Origin of the sequence: Nonomuraea jabiensis (assembly GCF_014204795.1) — a bacterium.
In the GTDB taxonomy this organism is placed as follows: Bacteria; Actinomycetota; Actinomycetes; order Streptosporangiales; family Streptosporangiaceae; genus Nonomuraea; species Nonomuraea jabiensis.
The window spans coordinates 8,758,117-8,773,659 of the sequence record NZ_JACHMB010000001.1 but is presented as its reverse complement, the minus strand read 5'-3'; the positions used below and the strand labels follow the sequence as shown (position 1 = coordinate 8,773,659).

The 15,543-nt window shown below is 70.6% G+C and carries 14 protein-coding genes and 1 pseudogene; 7 read left to right on the top strand and 8 right to left on the bottom strand.

Annotation, left to right across the window (positions count from 1 at the left end; all coding sequences use genetic code 11):
- Positions 1-36 precede the first annotated feature (36 nt).
- The 6 genes from HD596_RS39920 to HD596_RS39895 all read left to right on the top strand — a co-directional run bounded on the left by HD596_RS39920 (position 37) and on the right by HD596_RS39895 (position 8,177).
- Positions 37-621: an RNA polymerase sigma factor gene (locus tag HD596_RS39920; RefSeq protein ID WP_221519728.1), complete on the top strand. Its 585-nt coding sequence runs from the start codon at positions 37-39 to the stop codon at positions 619-621.
- Positions 621-1,676 (top strand): CU044_5270 family protein, encoded by a 1,056-nt coding sequence (locus HD596_RS39915; RefSeq protein ID WP_185074633.1) that lies wholly within the window; start codon positions 621-623, stop codon positions 1,674-1,676. Before HD596_RS39920 ends, HD596_RS39915 begins: the two co-directional genes overlap by 1 nt.
- A 76-nt stretch (positions 1,677-1,752) precedes the next feature.
- Positions 1,753-2,631, top strand: a complete 879-nt coding sequence (locus tag HD596_RS39910; protein ID WP_185074632.1) for a hypothetical protein — start codon at positions 1,753-1,755, stop codon at positions 2,629-2,631.
- Positions 2,632-2,803: 172 nt separating this feature from the next.
- Positions 2,804-5,767, top strand: coding sequence for a S8 family serine peptidase (locus HD596_RS39905; RefSeq protein WP_185074631.1), 2,964 nt, complete (start codon positions 2,804-2,806; stop codon positions 5,765-5,767).
- Positions 5,768-6,017: 250 nt separating this feature from the next.
- A complete protein-coding gene (locus HD596_RS39900) occupies positions 6,018-7,208 on the top strand; it encodes a cytochrome P450 (protein WP_185074630.1) in 1,191 nt (396 codons plus the stop codon).
- Between the two features lie 180 nt (positions 7,209-7,388).
- Positions 7,389-8,177 (top strand): class I SAM-dependent DNA methyltransferase, encoded by a 789-nt coding sequence (locus HD596_RS39895; protein ID WP_185074629.1) that lies wholly within the window; start codon positions 7,389-7,391, stop codon positions 8,175-8,177.
- Positions 8,178-8,434: 257 nt separating this feature from the next.
- Here the strand turns inward: HD596_RS39895 and HD596_RS39890 are convergent, their stop codons facing one another.
- Positions 8,435-8,827 carry a nuclear transport factor 2 family protein gene (locus tag HD596_RS39890; protein ID WP_185074628.1) on the bottom strand — a complete coding sequence of 131 codons (393 nt, stop codon included), beginning with the start codon at positions 8,825-8,827 and terminating at the stop codon, positions 8,435-8,437.
- Positions 8,828-9,140: 313 nt separating this feature from the next.
- Positions 9,141-9,608, bottom strand: a complete 468-nt coding sequence (locus HD596_RS39885; RefSeq protein WP_313046205.1) for an SDR family NAD(P)-dependent oxidoreductase — start codon at positions 9,606-9,608, stop codon at positions 9,141-9,143.
- Between HD596_RS39885 and HD596_RS62525 the strand changes: the two genes are divergently transcribed.
- Positions 9,589-9,858 (top strand): hypothetical protein, encoded by a 270-nt coding sequence (locus tag HD596_RS62525; protein ID WP_246555174.1) that lies wholly within the window; start codon positions 9,589-9,591, stop codon positions 9,856-9,858. The genes HD596_RS39885 and HD596_RS62525 overlap by 20 nt on opposite strands.
- Before the next feature lie 160 nt (positions 9,859-10,018).
- On the opposite strand, the gene HD596_RS39875 is transcribed toward HD596_RS62525, so the two are convergent.
- The 6 genes and pseudogenes from HD596_RS39875 to HD596_RS39850 all read right to left on the bottom strand — a co-directional run bounded on the left by HD596_RS39875 (position 10,019) and on the right by HD596_RS39850 (position 15,535).
- On the bottom strand, positions 10,019-10,456 hold the full coding sequence (locus HD596_RS39875; protein ID WP_185074627.1) for a DNA-binding protein: 438 nt from the start codon (positions 10,454-10,456) through the stop codon (positions 10,019-10,021).
- A 286-nt stretch (positions 10,457-10,742) separates the two neighbouring features.
- Positions 10,743-11,139 (bottom strand): annotated as a pseudogene (locus tag HD596_RS60660) (DUF2278 family protein).
- Between the two features lie 155 nt (positions 11,140-11,294).
- Entirely contained in the window at positions 11,295-11,933 is a 639-nt protein-coding gene (locus HD596_RS39865; protein WP_185074626.1) for a hypothetical protein, read from the bottom strand.
- A 212-nt stretch (positions 11,934-12,145) separates the two neighbouring features.
- Positions 12,146-13,441 carry an NAD(P)/FAD-dependent oxidoreductase gene (locus tag HD596_RS39860; RefSeq protein ID WP_221519726.1) on the bottom strand — a complete coding sequence of 432 codons (1,296 nt, stop codon included), beginning with the start codon at positions 13,439-13,441 and terminating at the stop codon, positions 12,146-12,148.
- Positions 13,442-13,454: 13 nt separating this feature from the next.
- Positions 13,455-14,309, bottom strand: a complete 855-nt coding sequence (locus HD596_RS39855; RefSeq protein ID WP_185074624.1) for an alpha/beta hydrolase — start codon at positions 14,307-14,309, stop codon at positions 13,455-13,457.
- A complete protein-coding gene (locus HD596_RS39850) occupies positions 14,306-15,535 on the bottom strand; it encodes a metal-dependent hydrolase family protein (protein WP_185074623.1) in 1,230 nt (409 codons plus the stop codon). The genes HD596_RS39855 and HD596_RS39850 overlap by 4 nt, the downstream gene beginning before the upstream one ends.
- Between the last annotated feature and the right edge of the window lie 8 nt (positions 15,536-15,543).

Below are 15,543 nucleotides of genomic sequence, written 5' to 3'. Positions count from 1 at the left end.
GAATTCCGGGGTGACAGTTCCCTCCGAAAGGACGCCATGGCTGCACCACCTGACACCAGTGACGTGATGGAAGACGTCACCGTGGTCGAGCGGTCGATGGACAACCCTGACCTTTTCGCCCTCCTGTACGACCGGTACTTCACCGAGCTCTACCGATATCTGGCCGCCCGGCTCGGCAGCGAGCACGTCGAAGATCTGGTCGCGGACGCCTTCCTGATCGCGTTCAACGGCAGAGGCGGCTTCGACTCCCGACGAGGCACCGTGCGGTCGTGGTTATACGGCATCGCGACGAATGTCGTGGCCCGGCACCGCCGCAGGGAAGGCCGCCGGCTGAACGCCCTCAGCAAGGTCCCGGCCGAGGTCTCCGCCGACGGGCACGAGGACCGGGTGACCTCGCAGCTCGCGGCGGAGGCCAGCAGGCCGGAGCTGGTACGCGGGCTGAAGGGGCTGGCGAAGGGCGATCGCGACGCGGTGTTCCTGCTCGTGTTCGGCGGGCTCGGTTACGAGGAGATCGCCACTGCGCTGGACATACCCGTCGGGACCGTCGGGTCCCGGATCAACAGGGCGAGAAAGAAGCTGCGCACCGCCCTGGGCGACGTCAACCCGATGAAGGAGTGGTGATGGAAGAGCTCAAGCTGATCGAGGCCGTGTTCGCGGAGCCGGACCCCACGCCGCAGGCCGCCGCGGCGGGGCGGGACCGCTTCCTCCGGCAGGCCCACGAGGCGCAGGCGTCCCAGGTCGGCCGTCCGCGCCGCAGGTGGGTCAGAGCGCTGCCGGTCCGGCGCGTGGTGCTGGTCGGCGCGATGGCGGTGACGCTCACCGCCGGCATCCTCGTCACCGAGGTGGGCCTGGGCGGCTCCGCCCCGCGCACCCCCGGGCACCTGCTCGCCGCGCCGCCGGCCGACGCCAAGGCGCTGCTCACCCTGGCCGCGCGGGCCGCCGCCGGCCGGCCTGACACGGTGCCGTCCCGCGGCCAGTACGTCCACACCAAGACCTTCTCCCAGCGCAGCCTGTACACCAAGGACGAGGCGGGCGCGCTGCAGTACACCAAGGTGCTGGTCAACGAGGAGCGCTGGGAGGCCGCCGACGTGGGCAAGCCCTGGCTGAGCCGCGAGCAGGCCCTGTCGGCCACCGGGCCGGCCCCCCGGCGTTTCTGGGACCGCGGCGTCCAGGACGTCCTCTACGAGTCGTCGGGCTGCCCCGGCCACCCGGCCTACGCCCGGCTGGGCGCCTGGCCGACGGATCCCGCCCAGGTGCGCGCGAAGATCGTGGCCGACACGGGCGAGGAGCCGCTACGCATCTGGACCTCCCTCCAGGGCCTGATCCGCGAGTCCGTGGTACGGCCCAGCCTGGGCGCCGCGCTCTACCAGGTGGCCGCCGGGCTGGACGGCATCGTGCTCATCCGCGACGCCGTGGACGTCTCCGGCCGCCCCGGGCTGGCCGTCGCCATGGACGAGGGCGACGGCCGCCGGTCCGAGCTGATCTTCGACCGGCAGACCTATCACTACCTGGGCGAGCGCACGGTGATCACCGAGGCCGACAAGGTGAAGCTGCCCGAGGGCGAGTACTTCGAGAAGAAGGGCGCGGTGAACGGCGTCGCCGTGCTCGCCGCCGACCTCGTCCCGGGCCTGCCCGAGGTGTCTCCGAAGGCGTCCCGCATGAAGATCCCCTGCTGAGACCTTCCCCCTGATCCGGCCTGTTCGGCCGGGAGTTCAGTTTCGCATGCCCACATTTCGACGAAGGAGCACACCTATGTTCATCGCCAAGGCCGTCGCGGCCACCCTGCTCGCCGGTTCGTTCGGCGCTCTCGCCGCGGCGCCCGGAGACGACGCCGCGTACGACAAGCAGCGGCAGATGGAGGACAAGCGCGTCGCATGCATGACGGAGCAGGGCTTCACCTACGTGGCCGCACTGGCGCCCCAGCGCCAGTGGCAGCCCGGGGAGCGGGAGCGGCTCGCGGGTGACCTCAAGGCGCTGCGGACGTACCGGGCCAAGTACGGCTTCGGCGTCTGGTCCCCGAACGTCTATCCCAAGGACGAGGTCGTCAACCCCACCTCGCCGGACAACCCGAACAACAAGACGCTGATGTCCCTCCCGGCCGCCGAGCTGAAGAAGTGGCGCGCCACCGACGAGTCCTGCTTCTCCCAGGCGGTCAAGGAGGCTCTGGGCAAGACCGTCACCTCCCAGGAGGACTACTACGACCAGCTCGAAGCGGCGGTGAACAAGTCGCTGAGCGTCCTCGACCAGGACAAGGAGCTCGTACGGCTGGGCAAGCAGTTCGCCACGTGCCTGGGGGTCGGGGAGACCAGGCCGACGGCGCTGGACGGTCTGAGCCACACGAAGATCGTGCGGCAGGCCTCGGAGGTCGCCAGGAAGGCCTGGAAGGGCGAACTGCCCAAGGCCCCGAAGGGCAAGACCGTCATCTTCCGGCCGAACCTGAAGCCGGAGGAGGCCAGGCCGTACCTGGCCAAGGAGATCAAGGCGGCGCTGAAGGACCTGGAGTGCGGCAAGGCCTTCTACCCCGCCTACGCGCCCAAGGCGGTGGAGATCACGTCGCGGGTTTACCAGGAGTTCGGCAGGGAGGGCGCGGCCCAGGCGATCCCGTCCCGGATCTACCGCAAGGTCATCTGACCGGACGGTAACGGCGGGCCGCTCGCAGCACCCCGAGCGGCCCGCCCTCACGTAGCAGAAAGGCATACGTATGATCAAGGTCCTGCTCTCGCTGGCGCTCTTAGGCGCACCCCCGGTCCCCGGAGCGCCTCCCCCGGCTCCCATCGGAACTCCTCCTCCGGCCGCGGGAACGGTGACGTTGCTGACCGGGGACAAGGTCGTGGTGAGCGCCTCAGGCCATCGCGTCGAGCCCGCACAGGGCAGGCGCGTGCGCTTCACCATCCGCGAACGTGACGGCCACCTGATCGTCATCCCCTCCGACGCCGCGCCGCTGATCGCGCGCGGCGTCCTCGACGTACGGCTCTTCGACGTGACCGGGCTGCTCTCCTCCCGGTACGGCGACGCCGACCGCCCCGACATCCCGATCATCAGCCAGTCGAGCCTGCCCGCGGGAGCCGGGCAGGCCCGCGGCTTCGCCGATCTCGGCCTGACCGCGGGCGGCATCCGCAAGGACACCGCCGCCCAGACGTGGCGGCAACTCACCTCGGCCCGCGCCCGGCCGGGCAAGATCTGGCTCGACGCCCTGGTCCCCTTCGCCCTCGACCAGAGCGTCAAGCAGATCGGCGCTCCCCAGGTCTGGGAGAAGGGGCTGACCGGCAAAGGCGTCACGGTGGCCGTGCTCGACACCGGCTACGACGCCACCCACCCCGATCTCAAGGACGTGGTGACCAAGTCCAAGAACTTCACCGATTACCCCGACGGCGACGACTTCGGCCACGGCACCCATGTGGCCTCGATCGTCGCCGGGGCCGGGCAGAAGTATCGCGGCGTGGCCCCGGGGGCCACTCTCGCCGTCGGCAAGGTCGGCAACGAGTTCGGAGCCTCCTACTCGGCGATCATCGCCGGGATGGAGTGGGCCGCCGGCGAGGCCGGGGCCAAGGTGGTCAACATGAGCCTCGGCGGCCAGGACACCCCCGGCCTCGACCCGCTCGAACTGGCCGTGAACACGCTGTCGGCCACCAAGGGCACGCTCTTCGTGGTCGCCGCGGGCAACAACGGCGGTCCCGGCACCGTGAACTCGCCGGGCAGCGCGGACGCGGCGCTCACCGTGGGGGCGGTGGACCGCGACGACCGGACGGCCGACTTCTCCAGCCGGGGCCCGCGCTCGTTCGACCACGCGGTCAAACCGGACATCTCCGCGCCCGGAACCGACATCGTGGCCGCCCAGCTCGGCGGGGGCCACGTCGCGCACAAGGGGACGTCGATGGCGGCGCCGCACGTCGCGGGGGCCGCCGCCATCATCGCCCAGCAGCATCCCGACTGGAACGGCGAGCGGATCAAGGCGGCGCTGGTCGAATCGGCCAAACCCGGCAGCGGCATCTTCGACCAGGGTGGCGGGCGCGTCGACCTGGTCGCCGCCACCGAGCGTACGATCATGGCCGAGCCCGTCAGCGTCTCCTCCGCCCACCTGTGGGGCGCCCCCGGCGGCCGGGTGACCACGAGAACGGTCACCTACCACAACACCGGCGACAGCCCGGTCACGCTGGACCTGAAGACCGAGGGCGAGGCGCTGAAGCTGCCGGTGGACGAGCTCGAGGTGCCCGCGCGCGGGCAGGCCCAGCTCACGCTGACCCTCGACGCGACCGGCAAGGCGCCGGGCGACTACCCCGGCGTCGTCACCGCCACGGGCGGCGGGCAGAGCGTTCGCACGCTCGCGAACGCCTGGGTGGAGCCCGAGTCCTACGACCTGTCCGTCAAGGCCGTGGGCTCCGACGGAGCACCCACGAGCGGCTTCGGCGTGATCTACAACCTGGCGACCGGCGAGGAGCGCTGGCTCGACATCGAGGGCAGCCTGACGGCGCGCCTGACCAAGGGCGAGTGGAACGTCTTCATGAACCTGGGCGAGCCCGGCCTGGACACCCTCGCGCACCGCCCGGTGAGCGTGACCGACCATGACGTCGAGCTCACCCTGGACGCCCGCGAAGGCAAGGAGATCCGCTACACGCTCGACGATCCCGCGGCCGTCCAGGCCGACACCCTGGAGCAGCGGGTGTCCAACGGCTCCTGGTCCATCGCCCTGGTGCCCTTTGAGTCTCCCGGCACGCGCTACCAGGTCGTTCCCGTCCGGCAGGCGGGCCTGTCGTACATGAGCAGAAGCGTCTGGTCCAGGCCGGGCCACCGCTACGACCTCGTCGACCACCGCGAGGGCGGCCTGCCCGAGGATCCCGGCTACGCCGGGCGGGTCAAGGAGCTGACCCGGACCTCCGCCACGTACCGGGCGACGGGGACGGCGCAGGACGCGGAGGTCCTCGTGGGCGTGCAGGCCTCCGAAGGCGCCTCGGCGTGGGCGATGGTGCCCGTCAGCGTGCCGCTGCCCGGCACGCTCACCCATCACCGCACTCCCGGACTGCGGTGGATGTCCCTCGTCAGGAGCGGCACCTGGGAGATCACCTCCGAGATCGCGCCCCAGGCTCCCCGGGAGATGTGGAACGGCGCGGTGGCCGGCCCGTCGTTCGCCACGCCGAGCGGCGGCCGTACCGAAGACGAGCTCTTCTTCAGCGCGGCGCGGCTGTTCACCGACGGCGAGGCGGGGCGCACCGGCATGGACACGGCCGCCACCGGCGAACTGGTGCTGGCCCGTGAGGGCACGGTCGTGACGCGGGCGCCGGTCGCGGAGTGCACTTTCGAAGAGGGCTGCACGCTCGTCGCGATGCTGCCGCCCGAGTCCGCGGCCTACACGCTGACGGCCACCGCCAAGCGGCCCGGCGCGCTGTCCACCGCGGTGGAGGCGGTGTGGTCGTTCCGCTCGCAGCACACGGACAAGGCGCAGGGGCTGCCGCTGATGGCGGTCCGCTTCGCGCCAGCCGGGCTCGACGCGGCCAACCGGGCGCGTCCGGGCTCGGTCACCAGGGTGCCGATCCGGGTGGAGCGCGATCCGGGCGCGCCGGAGTCGGCCGTGCGCGGGCTCGCGCTGGAGGCGTCCACCGACGACGGCGTGACGTGGCGGGCGGTGCCCGTCGTACGCACCGGCGACGGGTGGACCGCGCTGGTGACCAACCCGCGCGCGGGCCACGTCTCGCTCCGCGCGACGGCCGGCGACCAGTCGGGGGCGGGCGTCGTCCAGACGATCACCCGCGCCTGGGCGGTCGGCTCATGACGCCTGCACTGTAGCGGGCTCCGGGCGCGCCGTTACGGCGGCGCGCCCTTGAAATGCCATTTCACGCTTTCGTAATGCCATTACCACGCAACGCATTCATTGCCGAGATTCCACCAATTCTGTAAATTCAGTGGCGATACTCCTCACCGTTCACTTATTAACCGGCACTATTCCTGATTTGGTGTCGTCCCGGCCACCGTCACGGCGTACCGGCAGGCGGCGAGATCACGGATGCATGGGGCAGGCGGGAATGACGACGGTCGGAGAACCGGATCGGGCCGCTGCCGGCGGGACGCGGCCGTGGCCGGGCGGGGCGGCGCGGTGGTACCGGCGGGACCCGCTGGGGTTCGTCGAGCACGCGGCCCGCGAGCGGGGCCCGGTGTTCCGGCTGCCGGACGACGGGTCGCTGTGCGTGGCCGATCCGGCGGAGGCCCTGCGGGTGCTGCACGACGAGGAGGGCCACTACGACGACGTGTCCGACTTCTTCCACGTCCGCGGCGGCCGGCTGGAGCCTCGGGAGACGCAGGTCGCGATCGGGCGGGCGGCCCGCGCGACGTTACGCGCCCACCTGGCCGCGCGCCGCGAGCGGCTGCCCGCCGTGGTGGCGGAGCTCGGCGAGGTCAGCGAGTGGCCCTCGGCCGGGCGCGCCGCCACGTACCGGTTCCTGGCCGAGGCGCTGCTGCGGCCGGACAGCCCGCCGCCCTTGCGGGAGCTGATGGCGCAGGTGGTGCGGAACGACGTCCTCATCCGCCCCGGCGGCCGGCTGGCGGGCCTGATGCGGCGGGCGCTGTGGGCGCGCGTGGTGCGGGCGCTCGCCGGCGAGGTGCTCGCCCGGCGGGCCGGTCCGCGCCCCGGCCCGCCGGGCGACCTGCTGGACGCCATACTCGAGGCCGCCCCGCCCGACACGCCCGCCGCCCAGCTCGCGCAGGTGTACCTGCTGCTGTTCCGAACCTCGGTGGCGCCCGTGGGCCACGTGGTCGCCTGGGCGCTGCTGGCGGCGGCGACCGACGGCGTCGACCTGGCGACCGTGCCGGCGGAGTCGGCCGTACGGGAGTCGCTGCGGCTGTGGCCGGTGGCCTGGCTGATGGGCCGCCCCGTACTCCGTGCCCACCAGGTCGGCGGCGTACGGCTGGAACCGGGAGAAAGCGTGTCAGTCTGCGCCTACCTGCTGCACCGCGACGAACGGCACTGGCCGCAGGCCACCCGCTTCCGGCCCGGCAGGTGGGACGGCCCCGGTCCCCGCGGGCCCTGGCTGCCCTTCGGCGGCGGCCCGTTCACCTGCGCCGGCGCCGTCGTCGCCCGCAACCTGGCCTCCGACCTGCTCGCCGCCGTGACCGACGGCGCCCGTCTGGAGGTACGCGGCGGTCGCGGACAGCCCCACGTCGCGGGCATCATCACCCCTCCCACGTTCCAGCTGCGCCGGACCCCGCGCCAGACCTGACCGCCCCCGGTCGTCAGGAGAGGAGGTGAGCACCATGAGGAAGTTGCTGCGCCGCGTCACCGGCCGCCGGATCAACCGGCAGGCATGGTTCATCTGGTAGTCCATCTCCGTCGGCCGTGCCGGGCCCGACGGCCCGGCACGGCTCGCGACGCGGCGGGACCCCGCACACAGGAGGCACGCATGGCGCACGTGGACGAGACGCTGGCCGCCTACGAAGGCATCGCGGCCCGCTACGACGAGCTGAACGCGCGGATGGACACCTCCAGCCTGGTGGCCCGCTTCGTGGAGGCGGCCGATCGGTACGGATCGGGCGGACGGCGGCTCCTGGACGCCGGGTGCGGAACCGGCCGCAGCAGCGTGGCCTTCCGCAAGCACGGGTTCGAGGTGACCGGCTACGACCTGTCCCCCGCGATGGTGGCGGCGGCCCGCCGCCGGCCCGGGGCCGAGGAGATCCGGTTCCTGGTGGGACGGCTGCAGGAGCCCCCGCCCGGGCTGACCGGCTTCGACGTGGTCGCCTGTGTGGACGTGCCGATGACGTACCTGACCGATACGGACCAGCTGCGACAGGCGCTGACGGCCGCGCGCGACCAGCTCACCGAGGACGGGGTGCTGCTCTTCGACCTGAACACCATCGGCTACTACCGCCGCATGTTCGGCGTCCCCACGATCGCCGACCGGGGCGACCGGTACGTGGCCTGGTTCGCGGAGTCGCCGCGGATCGAGGCGGACGCGGTCGTGATCACGCAGTTCGACCTGTTCGAACGGAACGGCGCGGGCTGGGAGCGGCTGTCGATGCGCCACGTGCAACGGCACCACTCCGAGCGGACGGTGCGCGAGGTGGCCGAGCGGTCGGGACTGCGCGTCGTGGCCGCCCACGGGCTGGTGGGGACCTCGGCGCGGGACCCGGCCGACGAGGACGAGCACGACCGGATCCTGTACGTCGCCCGCCGGTCCGATCTGACCGTATGAGGTGCCATTCAGGACGCTCGCACTCGCTGGGGCGATGACCCCTTCGATGACCGCGACGCGTGCCGCCCCGCCCACACGACGGCCCGCCCCTGCGCTCCCACCCTTGCCCGGCCACCTCGGAGCCATCTGCCCAGGTCAGGCGGCACTCCACGCACGACGCCTGCGAGACACGGCGGCCCGGCTCGACGCGGCGCCCCCGGCTAGAGGCGGCAACCCACCCAAACCCACCTCGCAGGCGTCCGCGCTCGGGCCGCGGATCAAGCCTTGATCGCGGTGCCCTGGGCGGAGACGAGGCGCCAGCCGCCGGGGGCGTCGGCGGCGTAGACGTGGGTGTAGCGGCTTCCGGCGCTGAACGTGGTGCCGTCGGGGTTGGTGAAGTTCATGCCGGTACGCCCGACGACGATGCCCACTGTGCCGATGACCCGGACGATCGCCTCGTCCGGGAACGAGTGGATCCGCGGGAACCGCAGGGAGCCGGAGGCCACCAGGTCGAGCAGGACCCTCCTGTCGGCGACGGCCCCGTCCTCGACCCCGACCAGGATGAAGTCGTCCGCCAGCAGCTCCTCCAGAGCGGCGGGATCGCCGGCCACCAGGGCGTCGAAGAAGCTCTGGTCGTACTTGAGGAGGGTGACCCGATCCGAAGCGCTCATGTCGCGAAGGTAAACGCTGACGCCGGTGACAAGGTCAAGCCGGGGCGCGTTCATCCGGCTGCGGCCGATCCAGCACCAGCCGCCGCGCGGAGCTCGGGGCGGCGCGGCCGGCGCCTTCGTCAGCCGGCGATCGCCGCTGCCGCTCATCCAGACGCGGACAGACCGCCTCGAACTTCGCCGCCGGCACCCCACCCCCTCCTCGAAAGCAGGGGTGGTTCCTCTGCGACTCCCGCAGCCGTGCGCTGCCAGCACGATCGAGCCCCCGTCCACTCGCGGCCGGACAGGCGGCAGGTGGACGGGGACGGCCCGCTGTTCAGATGGTGTACCCGCCGTCCACGGCGAGGGCGGTTTCGCCGTCGGCCGGGTTCATGCCGGTGTCGATCGGGCCCGGGTCCACGATGGTGGCGGTGATCCCGAACGGCCCCAGCTCCCGGGCAAGTCCCTTGGTCAGCCCGATGAGCGCGGATTTGGCCATCGCCTGCAGCACGAAGTTCGAGCCGGGAACGCGCCCGTTGAAGCACGACCCGATGCTGATGATCCGCCCGCCGTCGCCCATGTGCCGGGCGGCGGCCTGGGCGGCCAGGAAGACCGACCGGACATCCACGGCGAGCACCCGGTCCAGTTCCGCGGCGGACACCTCCGCCAGCGGGCCGTAGGTGAGGAAGCCCGCGTTGTTCACCAGGATGTCGATACGACCCAGCTCCCGTACCGTCTGCTCCACCGCCTCCGCCGCGGACTCCGGATGGGCCAGGTCTGCCTGGATGACCGCGGCCTTTGCCACCGTCGGCCTCGATCCGCTTGGCGACCTCGCACGCCTGGTCCGCTGCCTGAACGTAGGTCAGCGCCACCGCCGCCCCCGCGTCAGCCAGCTCTTTCGCTATCCCGCGCCGATCCCACGGCTGCCGCCGGTCACCAACGCCACACAACGCGACCGCATCAACCGCATGATCATGGACCTGATTCGTTCCCGCGAGGTCCTGGACGAAGTGATCGATACGGCGTCGCACAGCGCGACCCCCGGCCCGGCTTGACCCGCGCGTCGACACTGCCGTCAACAGGCGTCGCCCCGCTCAGGTCCTCGCCTGCGGACGGTGGTGGTCCCGTGCTGTGCACCTCGCGGGCACGGACGATGAGGCTGAGCGGGCTGGCCTCGACCCTCGCAGGCACGGACGGTGATGTTAGAGACCCGTGCTACTCCAGTCCCTCGACACGATCCGCGAGGCGTTCGTGCCGTTGCCTGGCGGCCTGCGCGGTGCCGAGCCCGAGCCCGAACGCGATCTCCTGCCACGTCATGCCGCGCCCCCGCGCCATCTCCAGCAGCCCCACCTCCAGCGCGTCCAGTTCCCCGCGCACCAACGGGAGGAGGCTCAACGCCGCGGTGATGTCGGCGTGATCGACCTCCGGCTCGCCATCATCGAGCCGTGCGGCTCCGCTGAGCAGAAACGCCACGAGCCTGACGGCCTCGTGCGGGCCGATGGCCGACGCATGCACCTGCCGTCCCCGCTGCTCATCGGTGACCGCGTGCCGCTCGGCGATCCGGAACAGGGACGCGTGCACGCGCTGCGCCCGCGCCTGCTCCGGATGCGGAGGAGTGAAGGGATCGAGGTGGTGATCGGCATCTGTAGGCATGCGCTCACAATGCCGCAGCACTCGAACTGATGTCAACTTTTCGTTTTAAACGGATTGTTTAAAAGCCGCAGTCAACGATCGTCTGAGGTGGACGCGGAGCAGTGCCCCGATGAGCTGTCCCACGTGCGAACGGCGAGGCCCGTGAGGTGCTCGCTCGGCCGCGAGCGGCCCGGCCGGCAACGCGAGCGTGCGCTTGGCCCGATCCGCCAGGTGCCAGCCCCGCAAGTCGATCGGATCGGGCGAGGCGTTGATCAGTGTGACGGTCTCGCGCTCGGGCACCGGTCCGTCAGGGTTGACCAGCGCGGCCGAAATTCACACCGGTTCTTCGCCACCGGCGGGCCGGGCGGGCGCGGTCTCGATGGCATGCCCGGTGCGGTTCGGGACCCCACCGCTCGCCCAACACGAACACCTGCGCGTCAGGGTCGCCGATCGCACGCTGCACGAAGTGGTCGAGCCGGTCGGCCAGGTCGTTGTCGGCCCCGCAGCTCGGGCGGCAGCGGCCGCATCGCGGCGGGGTCGAACAGGTTGCCGCGGATGAAATCCAAGGCGGCCCCGCCGGGCGCGGACGCCAGCGGCGTCCACCCGCTGCCGGCGGCCGGAAGCAGCTGGACGACGGGGTGGCGGAAGTCCTCGGCCGCCAGGTACAGCAGCTCGGAGGGGGCCTGCTGCGATTGCACGTTCACCGCCACCCTGTAATCGGTCCCTGCGGCGTCGGTGAGGTGGATCTGGTAGTGCGGGTGCGGCACTGGAGGACCTGTCGTCGAAACCAGTCCGGGCGGGTCTTCGATCGCGTGTGGCCGCCTGAAGTCGCCCTGGCAGGTCCCTGACTGCTCTCCCCTCAGTCGGCCAGGTAGGAGATCGAACGAACCTCGTAGCCGGCGTTCCTGGAGCCGCGTACGTGCATCAGCATCGCGCCGCCCTCATAGGAGTAGGCGCACGAGTAGCCCTGCGGTTCCTTGCTGCAGCCCTGGAAGAAGTGGGTGGCGCCGCGCGGGTCGTAGGTGACCTTGAACAGCTTCTGCACCGTGGCGGAAGTGGCGACCTCGAGGCCGCTGTACTCGTCGCCGCGCTTCCAGGCGGCGAAGAGGTGCTTGGCCACGGTGGGCGGCTCGGTGATGTGCCGCGACAGGTAGACCTTGCTGACCTTCGAGCCGGTGATCACCATCGCGATGCCGTCAAGCCCGCCGGGTACGCGCACGCTTGTGTGCACGAACCGGCACACGTTGCTGGAGCAGCCGTCGAAGCGATCGGGCGCGCGGTAGACATAAGTGAAGATCGTCTTGACCGCGGCGGGGGTGGCCGCCTTCGCCGCGGCCGCGCGGTCGGCGGCCAGCCAGGCGCGGAACAGCTTGTTCGCCACCGTGCCGGGCGCGGGCGTCCGCGCCGAAGCGTGAGCGGCGAAGGCGGGGCCGACGGAGGAGAGCGTCAGTGTCGCAGCCGCAGTGAGGGCGGCGCCGAGAACCAGTCGTTTGAACACGCTGCGACGCTAAGGGTGGCGCCTTGCGCAGGGATTGAGCACGGCTTGCAGTGGTCCGGGCGCCTTGCGGCGGTTGCGATCACCCGTCGATCGTGGCGTGGAGACCCGGGTGGCAGGGCTGATCTGCAAGGACGATCTCAGCGGAGCCGTACGGATTCAGCCGACGAATCCCAGGCGGATGACATCAGTGGACGAGATGCCAAGAAGGCGCATCAGCCCAGGACTGTGCCCGAGTTCTCGGTGCCGCGGGGACGCTTGCGGGAGAACGCCGAAAGGTCTATGGCCAGGCCGGTGTGCTCGCCGACGAATCGTACCGGCCGTTCGTCGTGATCTACGCCGTTCTCGGTCTGTTCGATGATCGCGGCGAGGAACTTGCCGACGACCGGCGCGTTCTTGAACTGGTTGCCGCTCGTCCCCATGGCGACGTAGAACCCGTCCAGCTCCGTACGGTCGTAAATCGGTGTCCAGTCGTCGGTGACGTCGTAGACTCCCACGACCCCGCGAGCCCGATTCGGTATCTCCAACGCCGGTAGCCGTCGCGCAGCCCTCGTCACCTGGGCCTCGAACACCGCCGGCGTCGGATGCGCGGTGACGGTATCCGGGTCGTCCACCCACTGCAGCGGGTCGCATTCCGGTTCCGTACCACCCACCAGCAGTCCCCCGCCGGCCTCACCGCGCAGGTAGATACCCAGGTCCAGGTCCGCGACGCAGATCCCGGCACGGTTGTCGGCGCCGTTGTCGGCGCCGAAACCCACGGGGGCCGTGACGTGCGCGACCTCCTGCCGTAACGGCCGGCATCCCACGGTGAAATCGGATCCGACCGAGGCCAGCTCGTTGATGCGGGTCGACCATGGGCCTGCGGCGTTGACCACCACGCCGCAGGGGATCCTGCTCCCGTCCGCGAGTGTCACCGCGGCGACCCGGCCATGAGCCCGCTCGATCCCGCGCACCGACGTATGGAACCGGAACTCGGCACCGTGTGCCCGCGCGGCGGCGGCCAGATTCTGCGCCGCCAGTTGCGGATCGTTCACGAACCCCGCATCAGGTGTGTACACGGCACCCAGCGTGGTTTCGGTCTCGGCCCAGAACCCGTCGTCGTCGATAGGTTTCGGTGGCCAGTACCTGCCGACGTCGATACCCGGGATCCGCTCCGACAGGTCCACACTCGTCCACTCCTCGAACGGGATACCCGCGTTCTGGAACAACGGCAGGTACACCGACCGAGGAGCCACGTCCACGTCCAGCATCGCCATCCCGCACCGTACGTACCGAGCCAACGGCCCGACGTCGCGGCCAAGGTGCTCCGCCCACGACCTCCAGCCAAAGTGCGCCTCCCAGGCGGTGGCGACGCCCGCGGCGGTGGAGAAGTTGAACCGCACCACCGCGCTGGACGCACTCGTGGAGCCGTGGCCGGCGCCCCCGGCCTTGTCGACCACCGTCACCTGCCAGCCACGGCGGGCGAGTTCCAAGGCGACCGACGCGCCGATCACCCCCGACCCGATCACCACGACGTCCGTGCGCTTACCGGGCACGGCAGGTCCTGAGATAACTGAGGAACGAGGCCTGCAGCCCAGTCACGTGCGTTTCGTGCATGAGTGCGCTGGTGACGGATCCGCTGCGTGAGGTGAGGCGGTGAAGGAACGTGGCCGCGTTCTTCGCGAGATTCTGGTAGACCGCCACGTCTCCGAGGATCTCTCGGTCGTTGAAGGTCACGTGAAGCTTGGTAGCAGGCAGGGTGTCACCCATTGCTTGAAGACGAGCGAAGACCTGACTGTCCGCATTGACAATGCCGGGGCTGCCCGCGCCGATGCTCTCGAAGAAGGTGCTGTTGGTGAGCCAGGCGTAGAGACTGAAGAGTCCGCCGTAGGAATAGCCGAAGAGGCCGTGACCGCTCGGGGCGGTGCCGTAGTCGCGTTCGATCCGCGGGTGCAGGTCGTCGGTAAGGAAGTTCAGGAACATATCCCCGCGGCTGTCGCTCAATTCAGCGAGGTAGGCGTCGGCTTGCTCGCGAGTCATCGTGCCCGCTTCGACCCCCATCTCCACGGCATCGATGTACTCCTTCGCGATGGGTTCGCCGGGGGGCACGAGGTCGCGGTTGCGCAACCGCTCCCAGTGCTCTGCCTCCTCGCCTGCGTAACCCACGCTGACTTGGACGTAGGGCTGAATCGACTGCATGGGGTCCAGTTGCGTGACGATGAGTGGGGCGGTCATGCCCACGGCCCAATTGCCGTCGAGCACGTACACGACAGGCGCTTGCGCCGTGGCAGGGTCGTAGCGCGGTGGCGTGGTGACCCAGACGCCGTAGTCGTGCCCACCGCTGGAGCGCATCTCGAAGTAGTCGGTGTGGGCGAGGCAGCCCTGCCACATGGTGCTCATCTGAGGTCCTTCACGATTTGGCCAGCCTGGATTACGAGGACGGCGTTGGTGGGGTCGGAGAACAGTTCTGGGTCTTCGAGCGGGTTGCCGTTCCAAAGAACGAGGTCTGCCTGCGCGCCAGGAGTGATGACACCCACCTGGCCGGACAGGCCGAGGATGTCGGCGTTGGTCCGGGTCGCCGCCACGAGCGCTTCCATCGGCGTCTCGAGGGCTGCGCGGAGGCTGAGTTCTTTGCCGCGACGGGCCTGAGCCGGACCGATGAGATCGGAACCCAGCCCGATCCGCACTCCGGCCTCCTTGGCGGCAGCGAGCGCCTCGGTCATCCGCTCACGGACACCCAGCACACGATCGCGGACCGACTCGCCGAGGCCGGCTTCCGCGGAGTCGTGCAGCAGTCGCTCGACGACGGCGAACGTGGGCACAAGGGCGACCCCGCGCATGGCCATCAAGGTGGCCGTGGGCTCATCGAGGTCGGTGCCGTGCTCGACACAGCGCGCCCCGGCCTCGACCGCGTTCCGAATGCCCTCATTGTTGTGGGCGTGAACCGTCACGTAAGTGCCCCGTGCCGCGGCTTCCTGCACAGCGACGGCGATCTCCTCCACGGTGAACTGGGTGTCGGTCAGCCGGTCGTGAGCGCTGACCACTCCCCCGGTCACACAGAGCTTCAGGAAGGAGGCTCCGCGGCGGAAGGCCTCACGTACGTTGCCTCGCAGCTCGTCCGCGTTGCCCGACATCATGGACAGGGCACACAGACCCGGAAGGTGATGGCCGCTCCACAGCTCGGTGGGTTCCCAGTCGGCTCCGTAGTAGCCGTGCCCACCGATCTGGCACTGCACCGGTCCGCACGACAGGACGCGCGGTCCCCTGACCTTGCCCTTCGCGATCGTGGTGACGACGCCACCGTCGATCCCGCCGGTGTCCCGGACGGTCGTGAAGCCGGCGTCAAGCGCTGCGCCGGCCGTGGCGAAGATGTCCGCCGCGATCTCGGCGGCACTGATCTGGAACGAGAACTGCGGCTGGATCGGGCTCGACAGGCCCAGGTGAACGTGCGCGTCGATCAGGCCGGGCGTCATCGTCAGTCCCCCGGCGTCGAGCCGCTCGCCGGGTTCGTCGTCGGAGGCCCCGAGCTGGATGATCCGCCCGTCTTCGACGGTGACGTCGACGTCTATGGGGTCGCGCCCCGTCCCGTCGGCGACCACCGCGCCGACCACCTGCAAACGTCCCACGAGTTGTT

Bases quoted from the DNA above. Each gene is read 5' to 3' on its own strand.
- HD596_RS39920 (WP_221519728.1), top strand. From the start codon at position 37: ATGGCTGCACCACCTGACACCAGTGACGTGATGGAAGACGTCACCGTG.
- HD596_RS39915 (WP_185074633.1), top strand. From the start codon at position 621: ATGGAAGAGCTCAAGCTGATCGAGGCCGTGTTCGCGGAGCCGGACCCC.
- HD596_RS39910 (WP_185074632.1), top strand. From the start codon at position 1,753: ATGTTCATCGCCAAGGCCGTCGCGGCCACCCTGCTCGCCGGTTCGTTC.
- HD596_RS39900 (WP_185074630.1), top strand. From the start codon at position 6,018: ATGACGACGGTCGGAGAACCGGATCGGGCCGCTGCCGGCGGGACGCGG.
- HD596_RS39895 (WP_185074629.1), top strand. From the start codon at position 7,389: ATGGCGCACGTGGACGAGACGCTGGCCGCCTACGAAGGCATCGCGGCC.
- HD596_RS39890 (WP_185074628.1), bottom strand. From the start codon at position 8,827: ATGAGCGCTTCGGATCGGGTCACCCTCCTCAAGTACGACCAGAGCTTC.
- HD596_RS62525 (WP_246555174.1), top strand. From the start codon at position 9,589: ATGACCGCGGCCTTTGCCACCGTCGGCCTCGATCCGCTTGGCGACCTC.
- HD596_RS39875 (WP_185074627.1), bottom strand. From the start codon at position 10,456: ATGCCTACAGATGCCGATCACCACCTCGATCCCTTCACTCCTCCGCAT.
- HD596_RS39855 (WP_185074624.1), bottom strand. From the start codon at position 14,309: ATGAGCACCATGTGGCAGGGCTGCCTCGCCCACACCGACTACTTCGAG.